The sequence below is a fragment of the Pantoea sp. AN62 genome (assembly GCF_050432985.1).
Taxonomy (GTDB): Bacteria; Pseudomonadota; Gammaproteobacteria; order Enterobacterales; family Enterobacteriaceae; genus Pantoea; species Pantoea brenneri.
Map to the genome: position 1 here is coordinate 113,638 of NZ_JBNPYB010000015.1, position 20,466 is coordinate 134,103.

Sequence of the window (20,466 nt, forward strand, 5' to 3'; positions counted from 1 at the left end):
ATGAAAAGGCTCAATCGGCACGACTTCCCGGGTGCGGTTTATCGCGATCGGGTGATCCAGTTTGGTGAAGGAAACTTTCTGCGGGCGTTTATCGACTGGCAGATTGACTGGCTTAACCAGCACCAGGGCACCGATGCCGGGATCGTGGTGGTGCGGCCGCGTAACCGTGAGGTCAGTGACAGCCTGAATCAGCAGGACGGGCTTTACACTACGCTGATTCGTGGCCTGAACGATCAGGGCGAGTCGGTGAGCGAAACCCGGCTGATTCGCAGCCTGAACCGCGAGATCCAGCCTTATCAGCAGTTCGGCGATTTTATGGCGCTGGCGCACAATCCCGATTTGCGCATGGTGTTTTCGAATACCACCGAGGCAGGTATCGTTTTTGACAGCAGCGATCGGCTCACCGACCAGCCTGCCAACAGCTTCCCCGGTAAACTGACCCAGCTGCTGTGGGCGCGCTATTGCCACTTCGAAGGCGCCAGTGATAAAGGCTGGCTGGTGGTGCCGTGCGAACTGATTGACCACAACGGCGATACGCTGCGCGATAGGGTGCTGCGCTACGCTGAGCACTGGCAGCTGCCCGCCGAATTTAACCGCTGGATTAACCAGCATTGCGCCTTCTATAACACGCTGGTGGATCGCATCGTCACCGGCTTCCCGGCTGAAAGCGCGCAGATTGAGGCGGAGCTGGGCTATCAGGATCGCTATCTGGTGGCGGGCGAAGTCTACTATCAGTTTGTGATTCAGGGACCGTCGGCGCTGTTTAGCGAGCTGAAACTGGACGCGCTGGCACCCCAGGTGCGGCACGTCGATGACATTACGCCGTATAAAGCGCAGAAGGTGGCGATCCTCAACGGCGCGCACACCGCGATGGTGCCGGTGGCCTTTCTCGCCGGACTGGAGAACGTGGGCGAGGCGATGGACGATCCGGCGATTGCCGGCTTCGTGGATGCGTTGCTGCGCGACGAAGTGATCCCGACGCTCGATCTGCCCGCGAACGAACTGCACGCCTTTGCCGACGCGGTACAGCGTCGCTTCCGCAATCCGTTTATTCGCCATGCGCTGTTGTCGATTGCGCTGAACGGCATGACCAAATTCCGCACCCGTCTGCTGACGCCGATGCTGGCTGCACAGCAGCAGAGCGGCGAGTGGCCGACCCGCATCACTTTTGCACTGGCAGCGCTGATCGCTTTTTATCGCGGCGAATCGGCGGATAAAAGCTGGCCGTTGCAGGATGATGCACACTGGTTACAGCGCTACGCCGAAGGCTGGACGGCGCTGCAGGCCGATCAGATTTCGCCAGAGCAACTGGTGCGCAGCATCCTGAGTGATGCGCAGCACTGGGGCGAAGATTTAACCCAACGGCCCGATCTGGTGGCTGTGGTGACCCGACACCTGCAAAACATCATCGCCCACGGAATGCGTGAGGCGCTGAGTCAACTGAGATAACGCTATGCAAGACGCAATTAAAATACATTCCCGCGACAACGTCGCCGTGGCGTTGCGTGACTTAGACGCCGGCGTCACCACAGAGCTACTGGCGCATTCGGTGGCGCTGCAACAGGCTATCGGGCGCGGGCATAAGTTTGCCCTGCAGCCCATCGCTGAAGGCGAGCTGGTGATCAAATATGGTCTGCCGATCGCCCACGCCACTCAGCCGATTGCTGCCGGAGAGCTGATCCATTCACAGAACGCCCGCACTAACCTCAGCGATCTGGATCACTATCAGTATCAGCCGGACTTCGTGGCCATCCCGCCACAGCCGGGCGATCGTGAGGTGCAGATCTACCGTCGCCCTAACGGTGAGGTCGGTATCCGCAATGAATTATGGATCCTGCCGACCGTAGGCTGCGTTAACGGCATCGCACGGCAGATCCTGCAACGTTTCCTGAAGGAGACGCAGCAGGCGGAAGATATTGATGGCGTCTTCCTGTTCAGCCATACCTTTGGCTGCTCTCAGCTTGGCCAGGATCACGAAAACACCCGCACCATGCTGCAAAATATGGTGCGTCATCCGAATGCGGGTGCGGTGCTGGTGATTGGTCTGGGCTGTGAAAATAATCAGGTTGATGCATTCCGTGACACCCTCGGCGCGTTTGAAAGCGACCGGGTGGAGTTTATGGTCTGTCAGCAGCACGACGATGAAGTGGAAGCCGGGGTGGAACGTCTGCATGCGTTGTATGAAAAAATGCGGCATGACCAGCGTCAGCCTGGCAAGCTCAGCGAGCTGAAATTTGGTCTCGAGTGCGGCGGGTCGGATGGGTTTTCAGGTATTACCGCCAATCCGCTGCTGGGACGCTTCTCGGACCAGATGATCGCCAATGGCGGCACCACCGTGCTGACCGAGGTGCCGGAGATGTTTGGTGCCGAACGCATTCTGATGAGCCGCTGCCGTGACGAAGCGATTTTCGGCAAAACGGTGGCGATGATTAACGACTTCAAGCAGTACTTCATCGATCATCATCAGCCGATCTACGAGAATCCATCGCCGGGTAATAAAGCGGGCGGCATCACGACGCTGGAAGAGAAGTCGCTCGGCTGCACCCAGAAAGCCGGACAAAGCCAGGTGGTTGATGTGCTGAAGTATGGCGAACGGTTAAAAACGCCAGGCCTCAACCTGCTGAGTGCGCCGGGCAACGATGCGGTGGCAACCAGTGCGCTGGCGGGTGCCGGCTGTCACATGGTGCTGTTCAGTACCGGACGCGGCACGCCGTATGGCGGTTTTGTCCCGACGGTGAAGCTGGCGACCAACACGCCGCTGGCCGAGAAAAAACCACACTGGATCGATTTTGATGCCGGACGGCTGATTGATGGCATGAGCATGGATCAAATGCTGGAAGATTTTGTGGATACCATTGTGGCGATTGCCAATGGCAAACCGACCAACAACGAAAAGAATGACTTCCGCGAGCTGGCGATCTTTAAAAGCGGGGTGACGCTGTAAAAAAGCGATCTGCTAAAGTGCGGGTTGCTTGAGATCGTTGCTAAAGTCCGGCTCAGTGGCGGTGAGACTGAGCCTGCGTAGGGAACACGGTCCGATCGGAAAGTCGCAAAGGCCGTCATTCATGACACGTTCGGCCCGTGCGATTGCGCACCTCATCCCTGAGGTGCGCCCTGGCCGGGTTAGCGCTTTGCGTTGTTCAAAAACGCGCCCGGCGTTTTTATCCGGGCGGCGGGACGCTTTGCTCTTCGGACTCCGCCACCCGTTCTTTGAGCTATCAGAAAGATTAAGCCCGGCTGGTTTCGCGTTCGGCTTCGGCCTGACAGACCGCGGCAGTAAACAGGATGTCGGTCGAGGAGTTGAGTGCGGTTTCCGCCGAGTCCTGCAGCACGCCGATAATGAAGCCGACCGCGACTACCTGCATCGCCAGATCGTTGGGGATGCCAAACATATTACAGGCCACCGGGATCAGCAGCAGCGAACCGCCCGCCACGCCGGACGCGCCACAGGCACACAGTGAGGCGACCAGGCTGAGCAGAATCGCGGACGGGACGTCAATGTTGATCCCCAGCGTATGCACCGCCGCCAGCGTCAAGACCGTAATGGTGATTGATGCGCCCGCCATACTGATGGTCGCCCCCAGCGGAATGGAAACCGAATAGGTATCCTCATCCAGTCCCAGACGTTTCGCCAGCGCCATATTCACCGGAATATTGGCGGCTGAACTGCGGGTGAAGAAGGCGGTGACGCCGCTTTCGCGCAGGCAGGTAAACACCAGCGGATAGGGGTTACGGCGAATTTTAGAGAACACCAGCAGCGGGTTAACCACCAGCGCCATCAGCAACATGCAGCCGATTAACAGCGTCAGCAGATGGGCGTATTGCCACAGTGCGCCAAAGCCGGTAGAGGCAAGAATCGATGCCACCAGACCGAAAATACCGATCGGCGCACAGCGGATAACGCACCGCACCAGCCAGGTCACCGCGTGAGAGGCATCATTCAGTAAGTTGCGGGTAGAGTCACTGCTGTGACGAAACGCCAGTCCGAGACCAATCGCCCAGACCAGAATACCGATATAGTTGGCCTGCATCAGCGCGGTGATCGGGTTCGCCACCATGCTCATCAGCAGACCACGCAACACTTCGGTGATGCCGGACGGTGGCGTGATTTCGGTGCTGCCTACCGCCAGCGTCAGCGTCTGCGGCACCAGATGGCTGAACACCACGGCCACCACGGCGGCGAAAAAGGTACTCAGCAGATAGAGCATGATAATCGGCCGGATATTGCTTTTCTGGCCCTGCTGGTGATTAGCGATTGAGGCGATCACCAGCATCAGTACCAGCAGCGGTGCCACCGCTTTCAGCGCACTGACAAACAGTTCGCCCAGTAGTCCAACGGCCAGCGCCGCATCGCGAGAAATCCAGGCCAGCGCCACACCGGCAACCAGCCCAATCATGATTTGCTTCACCAGGCTGCCTGCGAACAGCGCGCCCAGACGTGAGGAGAGAGTTTTCTGCATAGTGTTTTCTATATTTTGTCGCGGATGTAGTTTTAGCGGCGATGTTTTGCATCGGCTAAAGCGGTTTGCCCGGCGGAGTATAAGGAAAAGATCGGATGAGAAAAGAGATAATTCTGCCAGTGTGGCCGCTGTCGGGTTTTTATTATGCTGGATATGGGAAGTGTGACAGAGGTATGAAATGTCGCTGCACGCAGCTGCAAAATAAAACAGGGGCATCGGCTGCCCCTGCAGGTAATTATGGCGCGATTTTTTTCTGGTCTCTTTTGCGGTTAACCCAGGCATTGATCAGCAGCGTTGACGCCAGGATCAGGCCGACGACGCTGAGCGAGATGCCAACCGGAATATGGTAGAGATCGACAATCAGCATCTTAAAGCCGATGAACACCAGCACGATCGCCAGGCCATATTTCAGCATCGAGAAGCGCTCGGCCACGTTTGCCAGCAGGAAGTACATGGCGCGCAGACCGAGAATTGCGAACAGGTTAGACGTCAGTACGATAAACGGATCCGTGGTTACCGCGAAGATGGCAGGAATACTGTCGACGGCGAAGATAACGTCGCTCAGTTCCACCATAATCAGCACCAGCAGCAGCGGTGTCGCAAACAGCACGCCATTTTTGCGGGTGAAGAACTTCTCACCTTCAAGTGCGTCGGTCATGCGCAGATGGTTGCGCAGCCAGCGCACTACCGGCTTGTCGCCGACCGCATGATCGTCCTCTTTCGCCAGCGCCATTTTTACGCCGGTAAACAGCAGGAACGCCCCGAAGACATAGAGGATCCAGCTAAACTGCGTCACCAGCCAGCTGCCCGCAAAGATCATGATGGTACGCAGCACGATGGCGCCTAATACCCCGTAGATCAATACGCGGCGTTGCAGGTTCGCCGGAATCGAGAAGTAGCTGAACAGCATCAGCCAGACGAAGACGTTATCCACCGCCAGCGCTTTTTCCAGCACGTAGCCGGTCAGAAAGGCGAGGGTCTGGGTGTTGGCGACCTCACGCCCGGCGCTGCCTTCCAGATACCACCAGAACGCGGCGCTGAACAGCAGTGAAACCGACACCCAGATCAGCGACCAGACGGCGGCCTGTTTGAAAGTCATGGTCTGCGCGCCGCGGCGTCCCTGCAACAGCAGATCGATGGCCAGCATGATCAGCACCACAACCGCAAAGCTGCCCCAGAGTAATGGCGTACCCACAGTTTGCATATTCGTATCCTGTCTGAAAAATAAAAAAAACGGCTGAAGTCAGAAGACGTCAGCCGCTTATTTTTGGTGTAAGCAAACCTCGCCTTCCGGCAAGGTCTCACTTACAACACAGAATAGATTCCGGGTTGCCTGATGACCGGATGCTTACGCAACGTAGTGACGATCGATCAGCTTACAAGTTACTCCCCTTTGCAGGAGCGTAAGTTACGGCTTAGCCGAACAGGAATCAATCGTTGTTGTTAATATTTAGAAATATTTACACTGCTGGCTGATCGGCCGGAAAAATCACCCCGGTCTGGCGGCGAATTTCGGTCAGCAGCGCGGCGGTAATACGTGAAACCTCCAGTGCCGGATGGTCCACCTGGCGCTGTTCAACCAGCCGGACAAAGGTTTCGGCTTCATACAGCATGGTATTGATATGCTGCGGCTGGCTCAGCGCCTGCTTTTCCGCACCGCGCGGAATAAAGGTCAGCTTCTGACACTCGGAGAGTTTCTCAATCACCAGCGCGCCCGCTTCGCCCTGAATTTCACTCGGAAGTGAGGAGTCACTCACCTTAGAGTGCAGGATCGTCACGTCAAAATCGCCGTAGCTCAGTACCACGACACCGTGCGCATCCACGCCGCTTTCCAGCAGGGTGGCGCTGGCCTGCACCCGCTGCGGCGCACCCCACAACGCAACCGCCGACGCCAGGCAGTAATAGCCAATGTCCATAATTGAGCCGTTGGACCAGCGCGGATCGAAGGTGTTGGGGTTCTCGCCGTTGAGATAGCGCGGATAACGTGAGGAGTACTGACAGTAGCTCAGCAACGCTTTACGCAGCCTGCCAACCTCAGGCAGCGCCTGTTGCAGCCGGAGGAAATTAGGCAGGCTGGCGGTTTTAAAGGCCTCAAACAGCACCACCTGATGCTGGCGGGCACAGGCGATCATCGCCTCCACCTCCTGCAGATTAGAGGCCAGCGGTTTCTCACAAATCACATGTTTGCCGTGCGATAAAAACAGCAACGCCTGCTGACAATGCAGGGCATTAGGGCTGGCAAGATAGACCGCATCAATCTGCGGACTGGCGGCCAGCGCCTCCAGCGAGGTAAAGGTCTGCTCGCAGGGATAATCGTGGCTGAACGCCTCGGCCTGCTGCTGACTGCGTGAATAGACCGCACACAGTTTCATCGCCCCGGTTTCATGGGCGGCATCAATAAACTGGCGTGTAATCCAATTTGTTCCCACAATGGCAAAACGAATCACGTCATCTCTCCGGCAGAAGTAAAGCGGCAGAGTAACATCTCTCCGGCCGGGTGCAATGGGGCCAGCCGGGCAGGCATTGATCCTGCGATCCGCATTCCAATAATATGATGACGCGATGATTTTCAGGGATAAACCAGGGAGCGCAGGTGAAAGCAAGTAAGCACGCATTAAACTGGACCACCTTACTGATTGCCATTCCGGTCGGATGCGCGGCCTCGCTGGTGACGCTGGCGTTTCGTGGCGTTATCGAACTTATTAACCATCTGCTGTTCGCCAGCGGCGGCGAAATCACCGAATCGGTACACTTCTGGCCGTGGATTTTCTGGCCGCTGCTGGTGGGCGGCGGCGGGGTGCTGGCGGGTTATTTTCTGCGCTACGCTGTAGCAATCGAGCAGCAACAGACGGTTAAAACCGACTACCTTGAGGTGATAAATGCCCGTCTCGATGCCGTTCCGACCAAAACCTCGCTTTTTCGCGCTTTATCTTCCATTGCCAGTATCGGCAGCGGCGCGTCGATAGGGAAAGAAGGGCCGATGGTGCAGCTATCGGCACTGTGCGGCAGCGCGATTGGCCGGCTGTTACCGGCGTCGCTTAACCTGAAAAACAGTGACGTGGTGGCCATGGCAGCGGCGGCAGGTCTGTCGTCGGTCTATCACGCGCCGCTGGCGTCAGCGATTTTTGTGGCGGAGATTGCCTTTGGTATTTCAGCGCTGCAGCGGCTGATACCGCTGATTATCGCCTCGGCCGTGGCGGTGATGACCATGTGGTCGCTGGGTTTTCGCAATGCGCTTTATCCGCTGGCAGAAGCCAGTTTCCAGATGGATCTCAGCAGCCTGTTGATGACGGTGGTGATCGGTCTGGTTGCCGGTCTGGCCGGCTGGCTGCTGATTAAGCTGATTGCCCGCAGCAAGCTGCTGTTCAGCCGGGTGGCGTCGCTGCCGCTGCGGCTCGGCGCGGGCGGCGTCGCGGTCGGTTTACTGGCGCTGATTTCCACCGACATTCTCGGTAACGGCTACGAGGTGATCGTTAAGGTGATGGCGGGCCACTATCTGCTGCCAGGCCTGCTGCTGTTGCTGGTGCTGAAGACGCTCGCCACCAGCCTGTCGGTCGGATCGAATGCGGTCGGCGGTCTGTTTACTCCGTCGTTGCTGATTGGCGCGCTGCTGGGGGTGATTATCGCCAGCGTCGGGGCGGCGCTGCATTTGCCGCTCGGCAATGCGCTGCTTTATGCCGCGATTGGCATGGCGGCGGTGCTGGCTGCCGTCAGTCAGGCACCGTTAATGGCGATGCTGATGGTGCTGGAGATGACGCTCAACAGCAGCCTGCTGTTCCCGCTGATGATCGCCTCGGTGCTGGCGTCGATGGTGGTCTACCGGCTGCAATCGACCAGCACCTACCCGGTAGTGAGTCATCACTTCAACCGGTCCGAAGCCAAATACGATTTCGATAATATGCGCATCGCTGAGCTGATCATTGCCGGTGCGGCGTTGCAGCCCCACGAGTCGGTCGGCCAGGCGCTGGCGGTCAGTTCGCTGAAGCGAGAACGCTACGTCTATGTGATCAATGACGTCGGGGCGTTTCTGGGCGTGGTATCGATCCATGAGATTTCACGGCGGGTACTGGCGCAGGAGATCACGCTCGACTCACCGGTGCAGTGCGTGATGGATGACGAGTTTCCGGTGGTTTATCAGAACCAGAGTATGCGTGAGGGCTGGGAAGCGTTTGCGGCGGTGACGCTGGAGCGGTTGCCGGTGCTGAACAATCCGCAGGAACGGCGCTTTCTCGGGGCGCTGACCAAAACCAGCCTGATCCAGAAAGCGCAGGAGTTTCTTTAAGCCGCGTTGCCGCGCATCGCCTGATCGGTCATCCACAGGCGGGCATCAAACTCAAGCTGGTGGTAATCCGGCTCCATATGGCAGCAGAGCTGGTAGAACGCTTTGTCGTGATCCTTCTCTTTCAGGTGCGCCAGCTCATGCACCACGATCATCCGCAGAAAGGGTTCCGGCGCGAGGCGGAAAAAGGTCGAAATACGGATTTCGGCCTTGGCCTTCAGGTTGCCGCCCTGCACCCGCGAAATGGCGGTATGCAAACCCAGCGCGTGCTTCATTACCTTAATCTTGTTATCCCAGATCACTTTACTGATCGGCGGCGCGTTGCGCATGTAGCGGTTTTTTAGCGCCAGCGTGTAGTCGTACAGCGCTTTATCGCTCATCACGTCGTGCGTGTCGGGATAACGTTGCTGCAGAAACGCGCCTAAACGCTGATGGGTGATCAACGTCTGAACCTGCTCAAGAATGGGGGCAGGATAACCCTGCAGGTAGATCAGTGAGGACATTAGGGATTCCCGGCGAAAGACAGTATACTGCGCCCCCTTTTTGGGGCGAAAATCAATCAAAGTGTACCACGCCGGAGAATTCATGAGCCAACTTGAACTGAACGATCGCACACTGATCCTGCATCGTTTCCCGCAGATGCGTGACGAAAGTCCATTACAAGCCTGGGATGCGGCTGATGAATATCTGTTGCAGCAGACGCTGCCCGATGGCCCGGTGCTGGTGGTTAACGACAGCTTTGGTGCGTTAACCTGCGCGCTCAATCCGCGTACCGTCTGGCACATCAGCGACTCCTGGCTGAGCCAGCAGGCGACACGTCAGAACCTGGCGTTAAACGCGCTGGATGACGGCGAAGTCCATTTCCTTGATAGCCTGGCTGCGCTGCCAGCCGCTCCGGCCGCGGTGCTGATCAAGGTGCCGAAAACGCTGGCGCTGCTGGAACATCAGCTGCGCGCGATCCGTCAGGTGGCGACGCCAGAGACGGTAATCCTGGCCGCGGCGCGTGCCAAAGAGATCCATAATTCGACGCTGCAGCTGTTTGAACAGATTATCGGTGAAACCCGCACTTCGCTGGCGTGGAAAAAAGCGCGGCTGATTTACAGCCAGTTCACCCAGCCCGCGCTGCGTGACGCTGAGCCAACGCTGGTCTGGCCGCTGGATGGCACGCCTTATCAGATTCACAACTACGCCAATGTGTTCTCACGTGCGTCGCTGGATATCGGTGCGCGACTGTTTGTGCAGCATCTGCCGGAAAATATTGAGGGCGAGATTGTCGATCTCGGCTGTGGCAACGGCGTGGTAGGGCTGGTGGCGCTGGAGCAGAACCCGCTGGCCGAGGTGCATTTCCTTGATGAGTCCTACATGGCGGTCGCCTCCAGCCAGCGTAACGTTGAAGTTAACCGGCCTGAGGATGTGAGCCGCTGCCAGTTTCGCGTCAATAACGTGCTGAGTGGTTATCCTTCCGATCGTCTGCACGCGGTGCTGTGCAACCCGCCATTCCATCAGCAGCATGCGGTTACCGATCACCTGGCGTGGCAGATGTTCCGTGATGCAAAACGCTGCCTGCAATATGGCGGCGAGTTGCGCATTGTCGGCAACCGCCACCTCGATTATCACCACAAACTGAAAAAGCTGTTTGGCAACTGCACGCTGGTCGCCTCGAACCAGAAGTTCGTGGTGCTGCGTGCGGTGAAGATGCGCTAATCAGATGCTGAGCGCCAGCTGCGTCGCCTGCGCGATAGCGCGGCGCGCATCCAGTTCCTGCGCCACATCCGCACCGCCAATCAGCGTGACCGTTTGACCTCTTTCCCGCAGCGCAGCTTCCAGTTCGCGCTGCGGTTCCTGCCCGGCGCAGATAATCACGTTATCGACCGCTAGCAACAGCGTTTCGCCGTCGCGTCTCAGATGCAGCCCGGCATCATCAATCGCCAGATACTCTACGCCGCCCCACATCTGCACGCCGCGCGCCTGCAGGCTGGTGCGATGGATCCAGCCGGTGGTTTTAGCCAGCGACGCGCCCGGTTTACCGGCCCGGCGCTGCAACAGCCAGATCTGTCGGGCAGCGGCAGGCGGCTGCGGCGTTATCAGGCCGCCACGCTGGCTCAGGCTGCGATCGATGCCCCATTCGCGATAGAACGCGGCCAGCTCATCCTGATGCGGCGGCTGTGACAGATATTCCGCGGTGTCAAAACCAATTCCACCCGCGCCAATAATGGCGACGCGCGCGCCAACCGGGCGCTTATCGCGTAATACCTCGAGGTAGCTCAGCACGCAGGGATGGTCGATGCCGGGGATCGCCGGGGTGCGCGGCTGAATGCCGGTCGCCAGGATCACTTCATCGGCCGCGCTGAGCTGGTCAGCCCCGACCTGACAGCCGGTGATCACCTTTACGCCTGCCGCCGCCAGCTGATGGCGGAAATAGCGCAGCGTTTCGCTGAACTCCGCTTTACCGGGGATCTGCCGGGCAATATTAAACTGGCCGCCAATATCGGGCGCGGCATCGTAAAGCGTCACCTGATGGCCGCGCTGCGCCGCCTGCAGTGCAAACGCCATTCCGGCGGGACCGGCTCCGACCACCGCCAGACGGCGTGGCGCGGTGGTGGCGACCACCGGCATCAGTGACTCATGGCAGGCGCGAGGATTGACCAGGCATGAGGTGATCTTGCCGGCAAAAACCTGGTCGAGGCAGGCCTGATTACAGGCAATACAGGTATTGATGCTGTTATCGTCGCCGCGCTGCGCTTTACTGACAAAGGCGGCATCGGCCAGAAAAGGGCGCGCCATCGACACCATATCGGCGCAGCCTGACTGCAACAGCTGCTCGGCAACGGCGGGGTGATTAATACGGTTGGTGGCGATCACCGGCACCTTCACCTGCTCACGCAGGCGCTGCGTCACCCAGGCAAACGCCGCACGCGGCACGCAGGTGGCGATGGTCGGAATGCGCGCCTCATGCCAGCCAATGCCGGTGTTGAACAGCGTCACGCCACACTGCTCCAGCTCGGCCGCCAGCTGCAACGTCTCTTCCAGCGTGCTGCCGTCTTTGATCAGATCCAGCATCGACAGGCGGAAAATAATGATAAAGGCCTCGCCCGTGGCGGCACGGACCGCGCGGGTGATCGCCAGGGCGAACTGCATACGCTGGCGGAAGTCACCGCCCCAGCGATCGGTGCGCTGATTGGTATGCTTAACCAGAAACTGGTTAATCAGATAGCCTTCCGAACCCATGATCTCCACGCCATCGTATCCTGCCTGCTGCGCCAGTCGGGCGCAGCGGGCAAAATCCGCAATGGTCTGTTCGATATCGGCATCGCTCATCGCCTGAGGCGTAAACGGATTAATCGGGGCCTGGCGAGCCGAGGGCGCGACCAGATCCGGTTGATAGCTGTAACGACCAGTATGCAGGATCTGCAACGCGATTTTCCCCTGATGCTGGTGCACGGCGGCGGTAATCGGCCGGTGCCAGGCACACTGTGACGCGTCGGTGAGCATTGCGCCGTGTGCGGTTGTCACGCCTTGTGGATTCGGAGCGATGCCGCCGGTGACGATCAGCGCCACTCCCTCACGCGCCCGTTCGCCATAGAACGCGGCCAGCCGCGCAGCACCCTGCGGATGTTCCTCCAGTCCGGTGTGCATCGACCCCATCAGAAAACGGTTTTTAAGTTGGGTAAAGCCAAGGTCCAGCGGCGTAAACAGCGCGGGATAGTGTGGATTGAGCTGGGTCATAATCACTCACTGCGAAGTGGTCGGATGAGTCAACTCTAGCGGCTTCCGGGTTAAAAAAAAGTGAAACAGTGTCAGGGTGTGAGTGAAATCAAAAACATCTGACCCGGCGACGGGCCGGGCCGGGCAACTTCGCCCGTGCCAGCCGTGCGATTAACGACACCGGATCCACGAGTAGCGGGAATGATAGCCGTTGCCGAAGTGGGTATTGTGGCGATAGCTCGAGCCGCTCTCCGCCACGCAGTAGGTACAGACGTTGACGTTTTCTATCTGCTGCGGCGGCACGCCGCTCTGTATCAGCATCTGCGTCGCCAGCGCCGGCAGATCAAACCAGACGCCCTGCTGCCGGGCGTTCGCCTGCGGACGCTGTGCCAGTGGGTTGATCGGCTGGTTGTGCTGCCAGCGCAGCCAGCCAGCAAGGGACGGGCGCTGCTGCATCTCAGCCAGCTGCGGTTCGGCCAGTTCGTAACAGCAGGGGCCCATTGCCGGACCGATGGCCACCGTCAGGTTTCGTGGATCGCTACCCTGTTGCTGTAGCTTTTCTACCGCACGGGTCAGGACGCCCGCCAGCGTGCCCTTCAGCCCGGCATGCACCGCCGCCACGGTTTTACACTGCGAATCGGCGAACAGCACCGGTAAGCAATCAGCGGTGTAGACCGCAACCGGGCGGCTGCCGGTGCTGATGATGCCATCTGACTCGCAGCTTTTTGGCGGCGTATTTTCAATATCGGTCACCACGGTGGCGCTATGACGCTGATGGCCATAAGCTGCATCGGCAGGCGGGGGATCGCCAGCCGCCTGAAAGGCGTAATCCAGCCAGTCGAGCGAGTCGAGCAAGGTTGAGCGCGGGGTCACGGCCATAAGAATCTCCTGTCATAACGGCGTGCGTTGAGCTCCCCACAGCTTACGTTAACTGCTACATTTTTGAAGCTTTCCCACCCCGACCTTTCTCACCTTAAGGATGACATGATGAAAACCTCAGCAAAACTCGCCGCGTCCGGACTGGTTGCGCTGCTGTTAACCGGCTGCGCAACGTCGTCGCACCCGACGGCACAACAGCAGCTCGGCCAGCAATCGGTGCTGGCGGTGAACTGGTTCCAGCAGTCAGGCGAATATCAGGCCCTGACCTGGCAAGCCTTTAACAGCGCGCGCCTCGCGTTTGACCAGGCACCGTCACTGACCGGCAAACCTAAAGCGGTGATTGTCGATCTGGATGAAACCATGCTGGATAACAGCGCATACAGCGCCTGGCAGGCGAAGAACGGCCAGCCGTTCAGCAGTAAAAGCTGGTCGGCCTGGACTCAGGCACGACAGGCTAAAGCGGTGCCGGGCGCGCTGGAGTTTGCGCGTTATGTCACTCAGCACGGTGGCACGCTGTTCTATGTGTCGAATCGCGATCAGCAGGACTACGCCGCAACGGTTGCCAATATGCAGCAGCTGGGCTTTCCCAACGTCAGCGACAAAACGGTCCGCCTGAACACCGACAGCTCGAACAAACAGGCGCGTTTCGATGCCATCAAAAATGAAGGCTACAACGTGGTGCTGTACGTCGGCGATAACCTTAACGACTTTGGCGGTGCGACCTGGCATCAGGGCAATCAGCAGCGTCGTGATTTTGTGAACCTGAACCATCAGCAGTTCGGCACGCAGTTTATCGTGCTGCCTAATCCTCTGTATGGCGACTGGGAGAGCGGAATGGCGGAAAATTACAATAAACTGACGCCGGAACAGCAACTGTCGGTGCGGGAATCACGGCTGCAAAGCTGGAACGGTAAATAATTCGTCAAGAAAAAGAGCCTGACCTGTTCAGGCTCTGTTAACAAACGGTCCTGATTTACTTTCATGTGTCACTATTTTGCTGCAAATTAAATAAATCATCTCTTGCTCCATTCTTATATTAAACCCGGCACGTTTCACTGCCTGTCAGGCTTAAAGGCGGTGAATTATGCTAATGGTTAATTTTCATAATTAAGAGTATTCCTGGTAAATAGCCAGCCGTCTGGTATGGCAGTATTTACCCCCGCTAAAAGTAATTGTATTTATTTGTCATGGGTAACTTTAGTTATTTAACGTTTTAATTTTAGTTAATTGATTTTAATAGATTAAATATCTTAATCGCTATTTTATTCAGTCCCGTCGCGCTTAATTAAATTTACTGGTCATTGACCGTAACTGACATATTGTTGACAAAAAGTCACGCCTGATGGCACGCCAGAATATGGGTCGTGCATTAGTAATGATTAGCGTCTATAACCTTTTTCTGTGACTGGCTTCTTATTTCACTGACGGCTCGCGCTTTATTTGTGAGTCGATACACTTCGTGGTTGGCCGGGATGCGACCTCCCGGTAGTAGAGAGAAGATGATTGTGACGACACTTAAACCCTTATTAGCGAAAAATCGCAGTTGGGCATTACAGCGCCGCCAGCGTAACCCGAATTATTTTGAAAAATTCCTGCATCAACAAAAGCCTCACTCATTATGGATTGGCTGCTCGGACAGTCGCGTACCGGCAGAGGTGTTAACCGGCTCCCATCCTGGCGAACTTTTTGTGCATCGCAATATCGCCAATATGGTGGTTGAGGATGACGACAATTTGCTCAGCGTATTGCAATACGCGCTCTTCTTTCTCGGTGTGAAACGGATTGTATTAAGCGGCCACTATGGCTGCGGTGGCGTAGAGGCCGCGCTGAATCTGCCCGGCAGCGTACTGGAACATCAGGACTCGGCGCTGGCGCGCCGTATCAGCACACTGCGGCAGGCGATTGAGGCTGGCCTGGCGGAAACTCCCGCAGCCGAAGAGAGCCAGAGCGATCTGCTTGACCGCCTGGTTGAGGCCAACGTCAAGGCACAATTCGCCCGACTGGTGAAAACCGAACCGGTCCGGCAAATCTGGCAATCGGGCCAGCCACTGGAGGTGTTTGGTTGTGTTTATGACCTGCGCACCGGCCATCTCAAAGAGTTGATTCAGCAATCTGCAGAGGAACCTTCACCATGAATCTCGATACCCTACGCCGTGATATCCCAGCGGGTCTGGTGGTTTTCCTGGTCGCTTTGCCGCTCTGTCTTGGCATTGCGCAAGCCAGCGGATTACCGCCGTTTGCCGGCCTGCTGACCGGGGTGATTGGCGGCCTGGTCGTCACTTCCCTGAGTCCGTCACGGTTTGCCGTCAGCGGCCCGGCGGCCGGTCTGGTCACAATTGTGGTGGCCTCGATGGCCTCGCTCGGCAGCTTTTCCGCCTTTCTCACCGCGCTGATTATCGCCGGTGCCTTGCAATGCCTGTTTGGCCTGATGCGCGCCGGACGGTTTATCTCGCTGGTGCCGGGTAGCGTGATTAAAGGCATGCTGGCAGCGATTGGCCTGTTACTGATCATGCAGCAGATTCCGGTCGCGCTGGGCGCGGCAGGAGATGCCGAACTGATTTCGCTGGTCACAGGCGAGATGACTTTCTCGCTGCCGGCGATGCTGGTGGCGGGCATCGGATTGGCTATCCTGTGTTTGTGGACCACCGCGCCGGTGAAACGCATCAAGGCGCTGGCGTGGATCCCGGGGCCGCTGATTGCCGTGCTGATTGGCTGTCTGGCGACGGTAGTGGGCGGGCGCCTCTATCCTGAGATGGCGGGTGGGCTGGCGCGCATCTCACTGCCGGCGTTTGACAGCGTCTCTGCGCTGGTGGCGGAACTGGAGACGCCAGACTGGATGGCGTGGCAAAACCCGCAGGTATGGGTGGTGGCGCTGACCTTAGCGCTGGTGGCCAGCCTGGAGACCTTGCTGAGTCAGGAAGCGCTGAAAAAGCTTCGTCCACAGACGCCGGCACCTTCGCCAAATAGAGAGATGTTTGCCCAGGGGATCGGTAACCTGGCCGCCGGCTTTCTGGGCGCAATGCCGATTACCGCGGTGATCGTCCGCAGTTCAGTGAACGTCAGCGCGGGCGCACAAACCAAACTGTCGATTTTCATTCACGGCGTACTGCTGCTGATTTGCGGGATGTGGTTTAGCGAGATGCTGAACGCCATTCCACTGGCCAGCCTGGCGGCAGTGCTGCTCTATACCGGCTACAAGCTGGCAACGCCGCGTCTGTTTGTGGAACAGTTCCGCATGGGCGCTCAGCAGTACGTGCCGTTCCTCGCCACCATCGTGGGTATTATTACCCTGGGAATGCTGGTCGGTATTGGTATCGGTATCGCCACGCAGATCCTCTATAGCATCTACAAAAGTCATCGCAACGCGCTGCAGCTCACCCGTTACGACGACCACTACGTGCTGCGCTTTCAGCAGAACCTGACCTTTATGCATAACCCGAAGCTGCAGGGGCTGCTGGATGAGATCCCCGAGAACAGCGTGGTGATCGTTGATAACGACAACGCCGAATATATCGATCCGGATGTCAAAGCGGTGCTGAAGGATTTTGGCGATAATGCAGATAAACGCGGAATTCGCCTCAGTCAGTGGCCGGTTGCGGTAAAATAGCCTTAAGCGCAACGGTTAACACGTCAGAGCAGCAAAAATCGGATATCTCGGATATCCGGTTTTTTTATTTACGGGGCATAATTGGCCCCATTCCCGCTGCCGCCTGACGTGTTTCACCTGTAAGGGGGCAATTTGCCCGCTGATTTCAAAGTTAGCCCATGAATAGTGGTTTTATCGCAGGATGACTTTGGTGGCGCCCAGGATTAAATCATTCTGACGCCACGCCCATTTCAGGTTGGCGTGGACAGCCCGTCTCTCTGCGACAAGGTCCGGATGTATGCACGTTAAGCTGTTTGAAGAACACAATGTTAAAAAAAATGCACTCTCGCTGTTTTTGATTACCTTGCTGTTCTGCTTTATCGGTGGGCATCTGCGCATTCCACAGGAGCTGTCGCTGTTCTGGCCGGTCAATGCGATCGTTGCCGGAATGATTGTCCGCAACCCTTTCCTGCATCAGGCTCGCTATTATTTCACCTGCTTTAGCGCAATGGTGTTTAACGATGCGGTTTTTTCCGGCTGGACGCTGGCAGCCTTTACTCTCAACGTTGCCAACCTGCTGTTTATTCTGGTCGCCGTATCGTTGCTGGTGAAGCATCTCCAGCATGACTCCGGCAGCGAACGCATCACCAGCGTGTTACGCATTTTCCCGGCCTGCCTGCTGGCGGCGCTGGTCTGTGCGGCCTGGGGGGCACTGGCGCAGCAGGCCAATTTTGATGCGGCGCTGGCGACCGCCTGGGGCGACTGGTTCAGTGAACAGTTCTCAACCGGGCTGATGCTGTTGCCGTTCTTACTGACGCGCGACTGGCGAACCCTGTCGCCACGTCAGCTGTTGCAGGTCCGTAAGCTTTCACCGGTGATCGCGGTGGTCTTTTCGCTGGTGGTCGGTGCGATGATGGGCGGCGCGGGCAGCCTGACGTTCCCGGTACCGGCGCTGGTCTGGTGCGCTATCGTATTGCCGATGACCCTCACCAGCCTGGTGATTTTACTGACCGGCATCACCGAGATCATTCTGGTTTCTCACGGCGTGATGAACATTCAGGGCAATGATAATCTGCTGCCGATCAGCCATCTGACCTCGGCGCGGCTGGGCGTAGCGACAATTGCCATCAGCCCGCTGATTGTGGCCGCGAGCATGGATGCGATCCGTCAGCTCAATCAGCGACTCGCGCTGCGGGCCAATTACGATTTCCTGACCCAGCTGCTATCGCGATCCGGTCTGTATGAGAGTCTTCGAACCGAACCGTTCAGCCCGTCGCGTAAAGCCGGTGTGATCCTGCTGGATGTCGACTATTTCAAAACCATTAATGACAATTTTGGTCATGATGCTGGCGACAGCGTACTGGAAGAGATCGCCCGCCGTATGCAGCGGGTGGTGGGCAAAAAAGGGCGTATCTGCCGGTTTGGCGGGGAAGAGTTTGTGGTGGTGCTGTTTGATCAGGATCCGGAAGCGCTCTATTTTCTCGCCGAGTCGATTCGTCAGACAATCGCGAAAGAGAAATTCTGGCTGCAGGGCAGTACGGTCACGGTGACGGTCAGTTCAGGGCTGGCTCATGGCAGCGCTGGCGATGCGAGTGACTGGCCACGGATGATTAACCGGTTGATTTCGGCAGCCGATAAAAACCTCTATCTGTCGAAACGCAATGGCCGTAATCAGACCTCGCCGGTTAATCATCGCGCCATTACCAGCGACGTGGCCTGAAACCACGTCGCTGAGAGCGATTAGCTGACGCTGCTTTTCAGGCTGCTGGCCTGCTGGTGACGTTCCAATGCCAGCTCGATCAGACGGGTAATCAGATCCTGATAGCTGAGTCCGGCTGCCTGCCACAGTTTGGGATACATGCTGATATTGGTGAAGCCGGGCAGGGTGTTGACTTCGTTGACGATAATCTCGCCTTCATCGGTCAGGAACACATCGACCCGTGCCATACCGAAACACTCCAGCGCACTAAACGCCCTGATGGCAACCTCACGAATCGCCTCGCTGACCGCCGCAGGAATCGCCGCTGGTACCACCGTCTGCGCGCCAGTTTCAGAGATGTATTTGGTGTCATAAGAGTAGAACGCATCATGCACCACGATCTCGCCGCAGGGGCTGGCCTGCGGGGCATCATTTCCCAGCACGGCACACTCGATCTCGCGACCTTTTATCCCGGTTTCAATCAGCACTTTACGGTCAAAGGTAAAGGCCAGTTCCAGCGCCGCCTCAAAGGCGTCCGCACTGTCGACTTTGCTGACGCCAACCGAGGAGCCCTGATTGGCAGGTTTGATAAACAGCGGCAGGCCAAGGCGGGCGATCACCGCGTCGGCATCCAGTGTGGCGCGCTGAGACTGGGTGACGCTCAGCCACGGGGCGACTTTCAGGCCGGCATCGCGTAACAGGCGCTTGGTAAAGTCTTTATCCATGCTGACCGCAGAGCCCAGCACGTCAGAACCGACAAACGGCAGCGAGGCCATGCGCAGTAAACCCTGCAGAGAACCATCCTCGCCCAGCGTGCCGTGTACAATCGGGAAAATCACATCGATCTGCGACAGCGGATGCGCATCGCGACGGGTAATCAGCGGTTGCTGCTGGTTGCCGGGCACCAGCGCGACATCTTCAGCCGCGCGATTCAGGGCAATCAGAGCCGGATTTTCAGCATTCAGTAAGAAGTCCGAAGCATCATTAAGACGCCAGTGCCCCTGCTTATCGATACCCAGCAACACTACCTCAAACCTGGTTTTGTCGATCGCATCGAGAATATTTTTGGCCGACTGCAACGACACTTCATGCTCAGCCGATTTGCCGCCAAACACGATCCCTACCCGCAACTTTGTCATCAATTTCTGCCTGCTGAAAAATCAAAACCACAAGATAGCACGCAGTTCTCCGATGAAAACAGGGCAGCGCGGCAGAATGTTGGCTGGGAAGGGGCAGGCACAAAAAATAACAGGATGGATGGCGGACTAGCCAACCCGAAGAGGCGCTAAGGCGGGAATTTATGCGGCGCTGCTGCTTAAGACAGTGAAACCTCAGGCTGCTGAAGCCTGTCCGGCGTCAGACACAGAATGGGCGGTTTTCCGGCATGTCGGGTTTTATCTTAGTGGCGGAAACGGACTGACTGCCGATCCCAGCGATCGCCGTTGGTAAGAAATGCCTCATCATCCGCTTGAGATAAGGGGTTACCGTAACACTCTGCCTGGCCTTAAGATCTCGCTGCTGACCACCAGGTAGGAAGAAGCTAACGTCTTATGAATTTTTCACTCTGATGGCCTGACTGTCATATTTAAACGGTGGTTGAGAAGCCATCTGATATAGCCAATCGGCCAGCCGAAAACATTATTAAATAATCCCAGCGGTAGAGCGATGTTGCAATTTTCAACCGTGTGAGCGCCGTCAAATTCATATCATAAAGATTTAAATATACTAGAATGGTAGTGCGGTTTTTGTGAACAGAAACCACCACCTTGCGACAACACATCCCGGGCTTAGATACCACTTTTACCTTGTCCGCTTTACGCGATTGATGATGAGGAACAGTCACTATTCATAATTCAGA

15 protein-coding genes are annotated in these 20,466 nt (G+C 57.2%); 8 read left to right on the top strand and 7 right to left on the bottom strand.

The window, feature by feature from the left end; all coding sequences use genetic code 11:
- Together FHW04_RS18135 and FHW04_RS18140 are read left to right on the top strand one after the other, a co-directional pair.
- Positions 1-1,449, top strand: a complete 1,449-nt coding sequence (locus tag FHW04_RS18135; RefSeq protein ID WP_089561926.1) for a tagaturonate reductase — start codon at positions 1-3, stop codon at positions 1,447-1,449.
- Between the two features lie 4 nt (positions 1,450-1,453).
- Positions 1,454-2,944 (top strand): UxaA family hydrolase, encoded by a 1,491-nt coding sequence (locus tag FHW04_RS18140; protein ID WP_069729055.1) that lies wholly within the window; start codon positions 1,454-1,456, stop codon positions 2,942-2,944.
- Positions 2,945-3,227: 283 nt separating this feature from the next.
- Here FHW04_RS18140 and sstT read toward each other — a convergent pair whose 3' ends face one another.
- The 3 genes from sstT to FHW04_RS18155 all read right to left on the bottom strand — a co-directional run bounded on the left by sstT (position 3,228) and on the right by FHW04_RS18155 (position 6,907).
- Positions 3,228-4,460, bottom strand: a complete 1,233-nt coding sequence (gene sstT / locus FHW04_RS18145; RefSeq protein WP_031377208.1) for a serine/threonine transporter SstT — start codon at positions 4,458-4,460, stop codon at positions 3,228-3,230.
- Positions 4,461-4,695: 235 nt separating this feature from the next.
- Positions 4,696-5,664 carry a TerC family protein gene (locus tag FHW04_RS18150; protein ID WP_031377207.1) on the bottom strand — a complete coding sequence of 323 codons (969 nt, stop codon included), beginning with the start codon at positions 5,662-5,664 and terminating at the stop codon, positions 4,696-4,698.
- A 256-nt stretch (positions 5,665-5,920) separates the two neighbouring features.
- On the bottom strand, positions 5,921-6,907 hold the full coding sequence (locus tag FHW04_RS18155; protein ID WP_031377206.1) for a Gfo/Idh/MocA family protein: 987 nt from the start codon (positions 6,905-6,907) through the stop codon (positions 5,921-5,923).
- Between the two features lie 146 nt (positions 6,908-7,053).
- Here FHW04_RS18155 and FHW04_RS18160 point away from each other — a divergent pair, with 146 nt between their 5' ends.
- The gene (locus tag FHW04_RS18160; protein ID WP_069729057.1) at positions 7,054-8,742 is read left to right on the top strand and encodes a chloride channel protein; all 1,689 of its coding nucleotides are present in this window, start codon (positions 7,054-7,056) and stop codon (positions 8,740-8,742) included.
- Here FHW04_RS18160 and FHW04_RS18165 read toward each other — a convergent pair.
- On the bottom strand, positions 8,739-9,242 hold the full coding sequence (locus FHW04_RS18165; RefSeq protein ID WP_046289263.1) for a M48 metallopeptidase family protein: 504 nt from the start codon (positions 9,240-9,242) through the stop codon (positions 8,739-8,741). The genes FHW04_RS18160 and FHW04_RS18165 overlap by 4 nt on opposite strands.
- Positions 9,243-9,324: 82 nt before the next feature.
- Between FHW04_RS18165 and rlmG the strand changes: the two genes are divergently transcribed.
- Positions 9,325-10,443, top strand: coding sequence for a 23S rRNA (guanine(1835)-N(2))-methyltransferase RlmG (gene rlmG / locus FHW04_RS18170; RefSeq protein WP_089561927.1), 1,119 nt, complete (start codon positions 9,325-9,327; stop codon positions 10,441-10,443).
- Here rlmG and FHW04_RS18175 read toward each other — a convergent pair whose 3' ends face one another.
- A complete protein-coding gene (locus FHW04_RS18175; RefSeq protein ID WP_046289262.1) occupies positions 10,444-12,465 on the bottom strand; it encodes an NADPH-dependent 2,4-dienoyl-CoA reductase in 2,022 nt (673 codons plus the stop codon).
- 150 nt (positions 12,466-12,615) lie between these two features.
- Positions 12,616-13,323: a polyphenol oxidase family protein gene (locus tag FHW04_RS18180; RefSeq protein ID WP_069729060.1), complete on the bottom strand. Its 708-nt coding sequence runs from the start codon at positions 13,321-13,323 to the stop codon at positions 12,616-12,618.
- A 108-nt stretch (positions 13,324-13,431) separates the two neighbouring features.
- On the opposite strand from FHW04_RS18180, the gene FHW04_RS18185 reads away from it, so the two are divergent.
- From FHW04_RS18185 to FHW04_RS18200, 4 genes are all read left to right on the top strand, one after another.
- Complete coding sequence (locus FHW04_RS18185; protein WP_031376577.1) at positions 13,432-14,241, top strand: 5'-nucleotidase, lipoprotein e(P4) family; 810 nt, start codon at positions 13,432-13,434, stop codon at positions 14,239-14,241.
- A 581-nt stretch (positions 14,242-14,822) separates the two neighbouring features.
- Entirely contained in the window at positions 14,823-15,458 is a 636-nt protein-coding gene (locus FHW04_RS18190) for a carbonic anhydrase (RefSeq protein WP_046289260.1), read from the top strand.
- Complete coding sequence (locus FHW04_RS18195) at positions 15,455-16,930, top strand: SulP family inorganic anion transporter (protein WP_089561928.1); 1,476 nt, start codon at positions 15,455-15,457, stop codon at positions 16,928-16,930. The genes FHW04_RS18190 and FHW04_RS18195 overlap by 4 nt, the downstream gene beginning before the upstream one ends.
- 277 nt (positions 16,931-17,207) lie before the next feature.
- Positions 17,208-18,629, top strand: a complete 1,422-nt coding sequence (locus FHW04_RS18200; protein WP_094106127.1) for a GGDEF domain-containing protein — start codon at positions 17,208-17,210, stop codon at positions 18,627-18,629.
- A 20-nt stretch (positions 18,630-18,649) separates the two neighbouring features.
- Here the strand turns inward: FHW04_RS18200 and ddlA are convergent, their stop codons facing one another.
- Complete coding sequence (gene ddlA / locus FHW04_RS18205) at positions 18,650-19,747, bottom strand: D-alanine--D-alanine ligase (RefSeq protein ID WP_069729064.1); 1,098 nt, start codon at positions 19,745-19,747, stop codon at positions 18,650-18,652.
- Positions 19,748-20,466: the final 719 nt, after the last annotated feature.

Excerpts from the sequence above, each read along its gene's own strand:
- FHW04_RS18135 (WP_089561926.1), top strand. The coding sequence starts at position 1 with ATGAAAAGGCTCAATCGGCACGACTTCCCGGGTGCGGTTTATCGCGAT.
- FHW04_RS18140 (WP_069729055.1), top strand. The coding sequence starts at position 1,454 with ATGCAAGACGCAATTAAAATACATTCCCGCGACAACGTCGCCGTGGCG.
- sstT (WP_031377208.1), bottom strand. The coding sequence starts at position 4,460 with ATGCAGAAAACTCTCTCCTCACGTCTGGGCGCGCTGTTCGCAGGCAGC.
- FHW04_RS18150 (WP_031377207.1), bottom strand. The coding sequence starts at position 5,664 with ATGCAAACTGTGGGTACGCCATTACTCTGGGGCAGCTTTGCGGTTGTG.
- FHW04_RS18165 (WP_046289263.1), bottom strand. The coding sequence starts at position 9,242 with ATGTCCTCACTGATCTACCTGCAGGGTTATCCTGCCCCCATTCTTGAG.
- rlmG (WP_089561927.1), top strand. The coding sequence starts at position 9,325 with ATGAGCCAACTTGAACTGAACGATCGCACACTGATCCTGCATCGTTTC.
- FHW04_RS18175 (WP_046289262.1), bottom strand. The coding sequence starts at position 12,465 with ATGACCCAGCTCAATCCACACTATCCCGCGCTGTTTACGCCGCTGGAC.
- FHW04_RS18180 (WP_069729060.1), bottom strand. The coding sequence starts at position 13,323 with ATGGCCGTGACCCCGCGCTCAACCTTGCTCGACTCGCTCGACTGGCTG.
- FHW04_RS18185 (WP_031376577.1), top strand. The coding sequence starts at position 13,432 with ATGAAAACCTCAGCAAAACTCGCCGCGTCCGGACTGGTTGCGCTGCTG.
- FHW04_RS18190 (WP_046289260.1), top strand. The coding sequence starts at position 14,823 with ATGATTGTGACGACACTTAAACCCTTATTAGCGAAAAATCGCAGTTGG.
- FHW04_RS18195 (WP_089561928.1), top strand. The coding sequence starts at position 15,455 with ATGAATCTCGATACCCTACGCCGTGATATCCCAGCGGGTCTGGTGGTT.
- FHW04_RS18200 (WP_094106127.1), top strand. The coding sequence starts at position 17,208 with ATGCACGTTAAGCTGTTTGAAGAACACAATGTTAAAAAAAATGCACTC.
- ddlA (WP_069729064.1), bottom strand. The coding sequence starts at position 19,747 with ATGACAAAGTTGCGGGTAGGGATCGTGTTTGGCGGCAAATCGGCTGAG.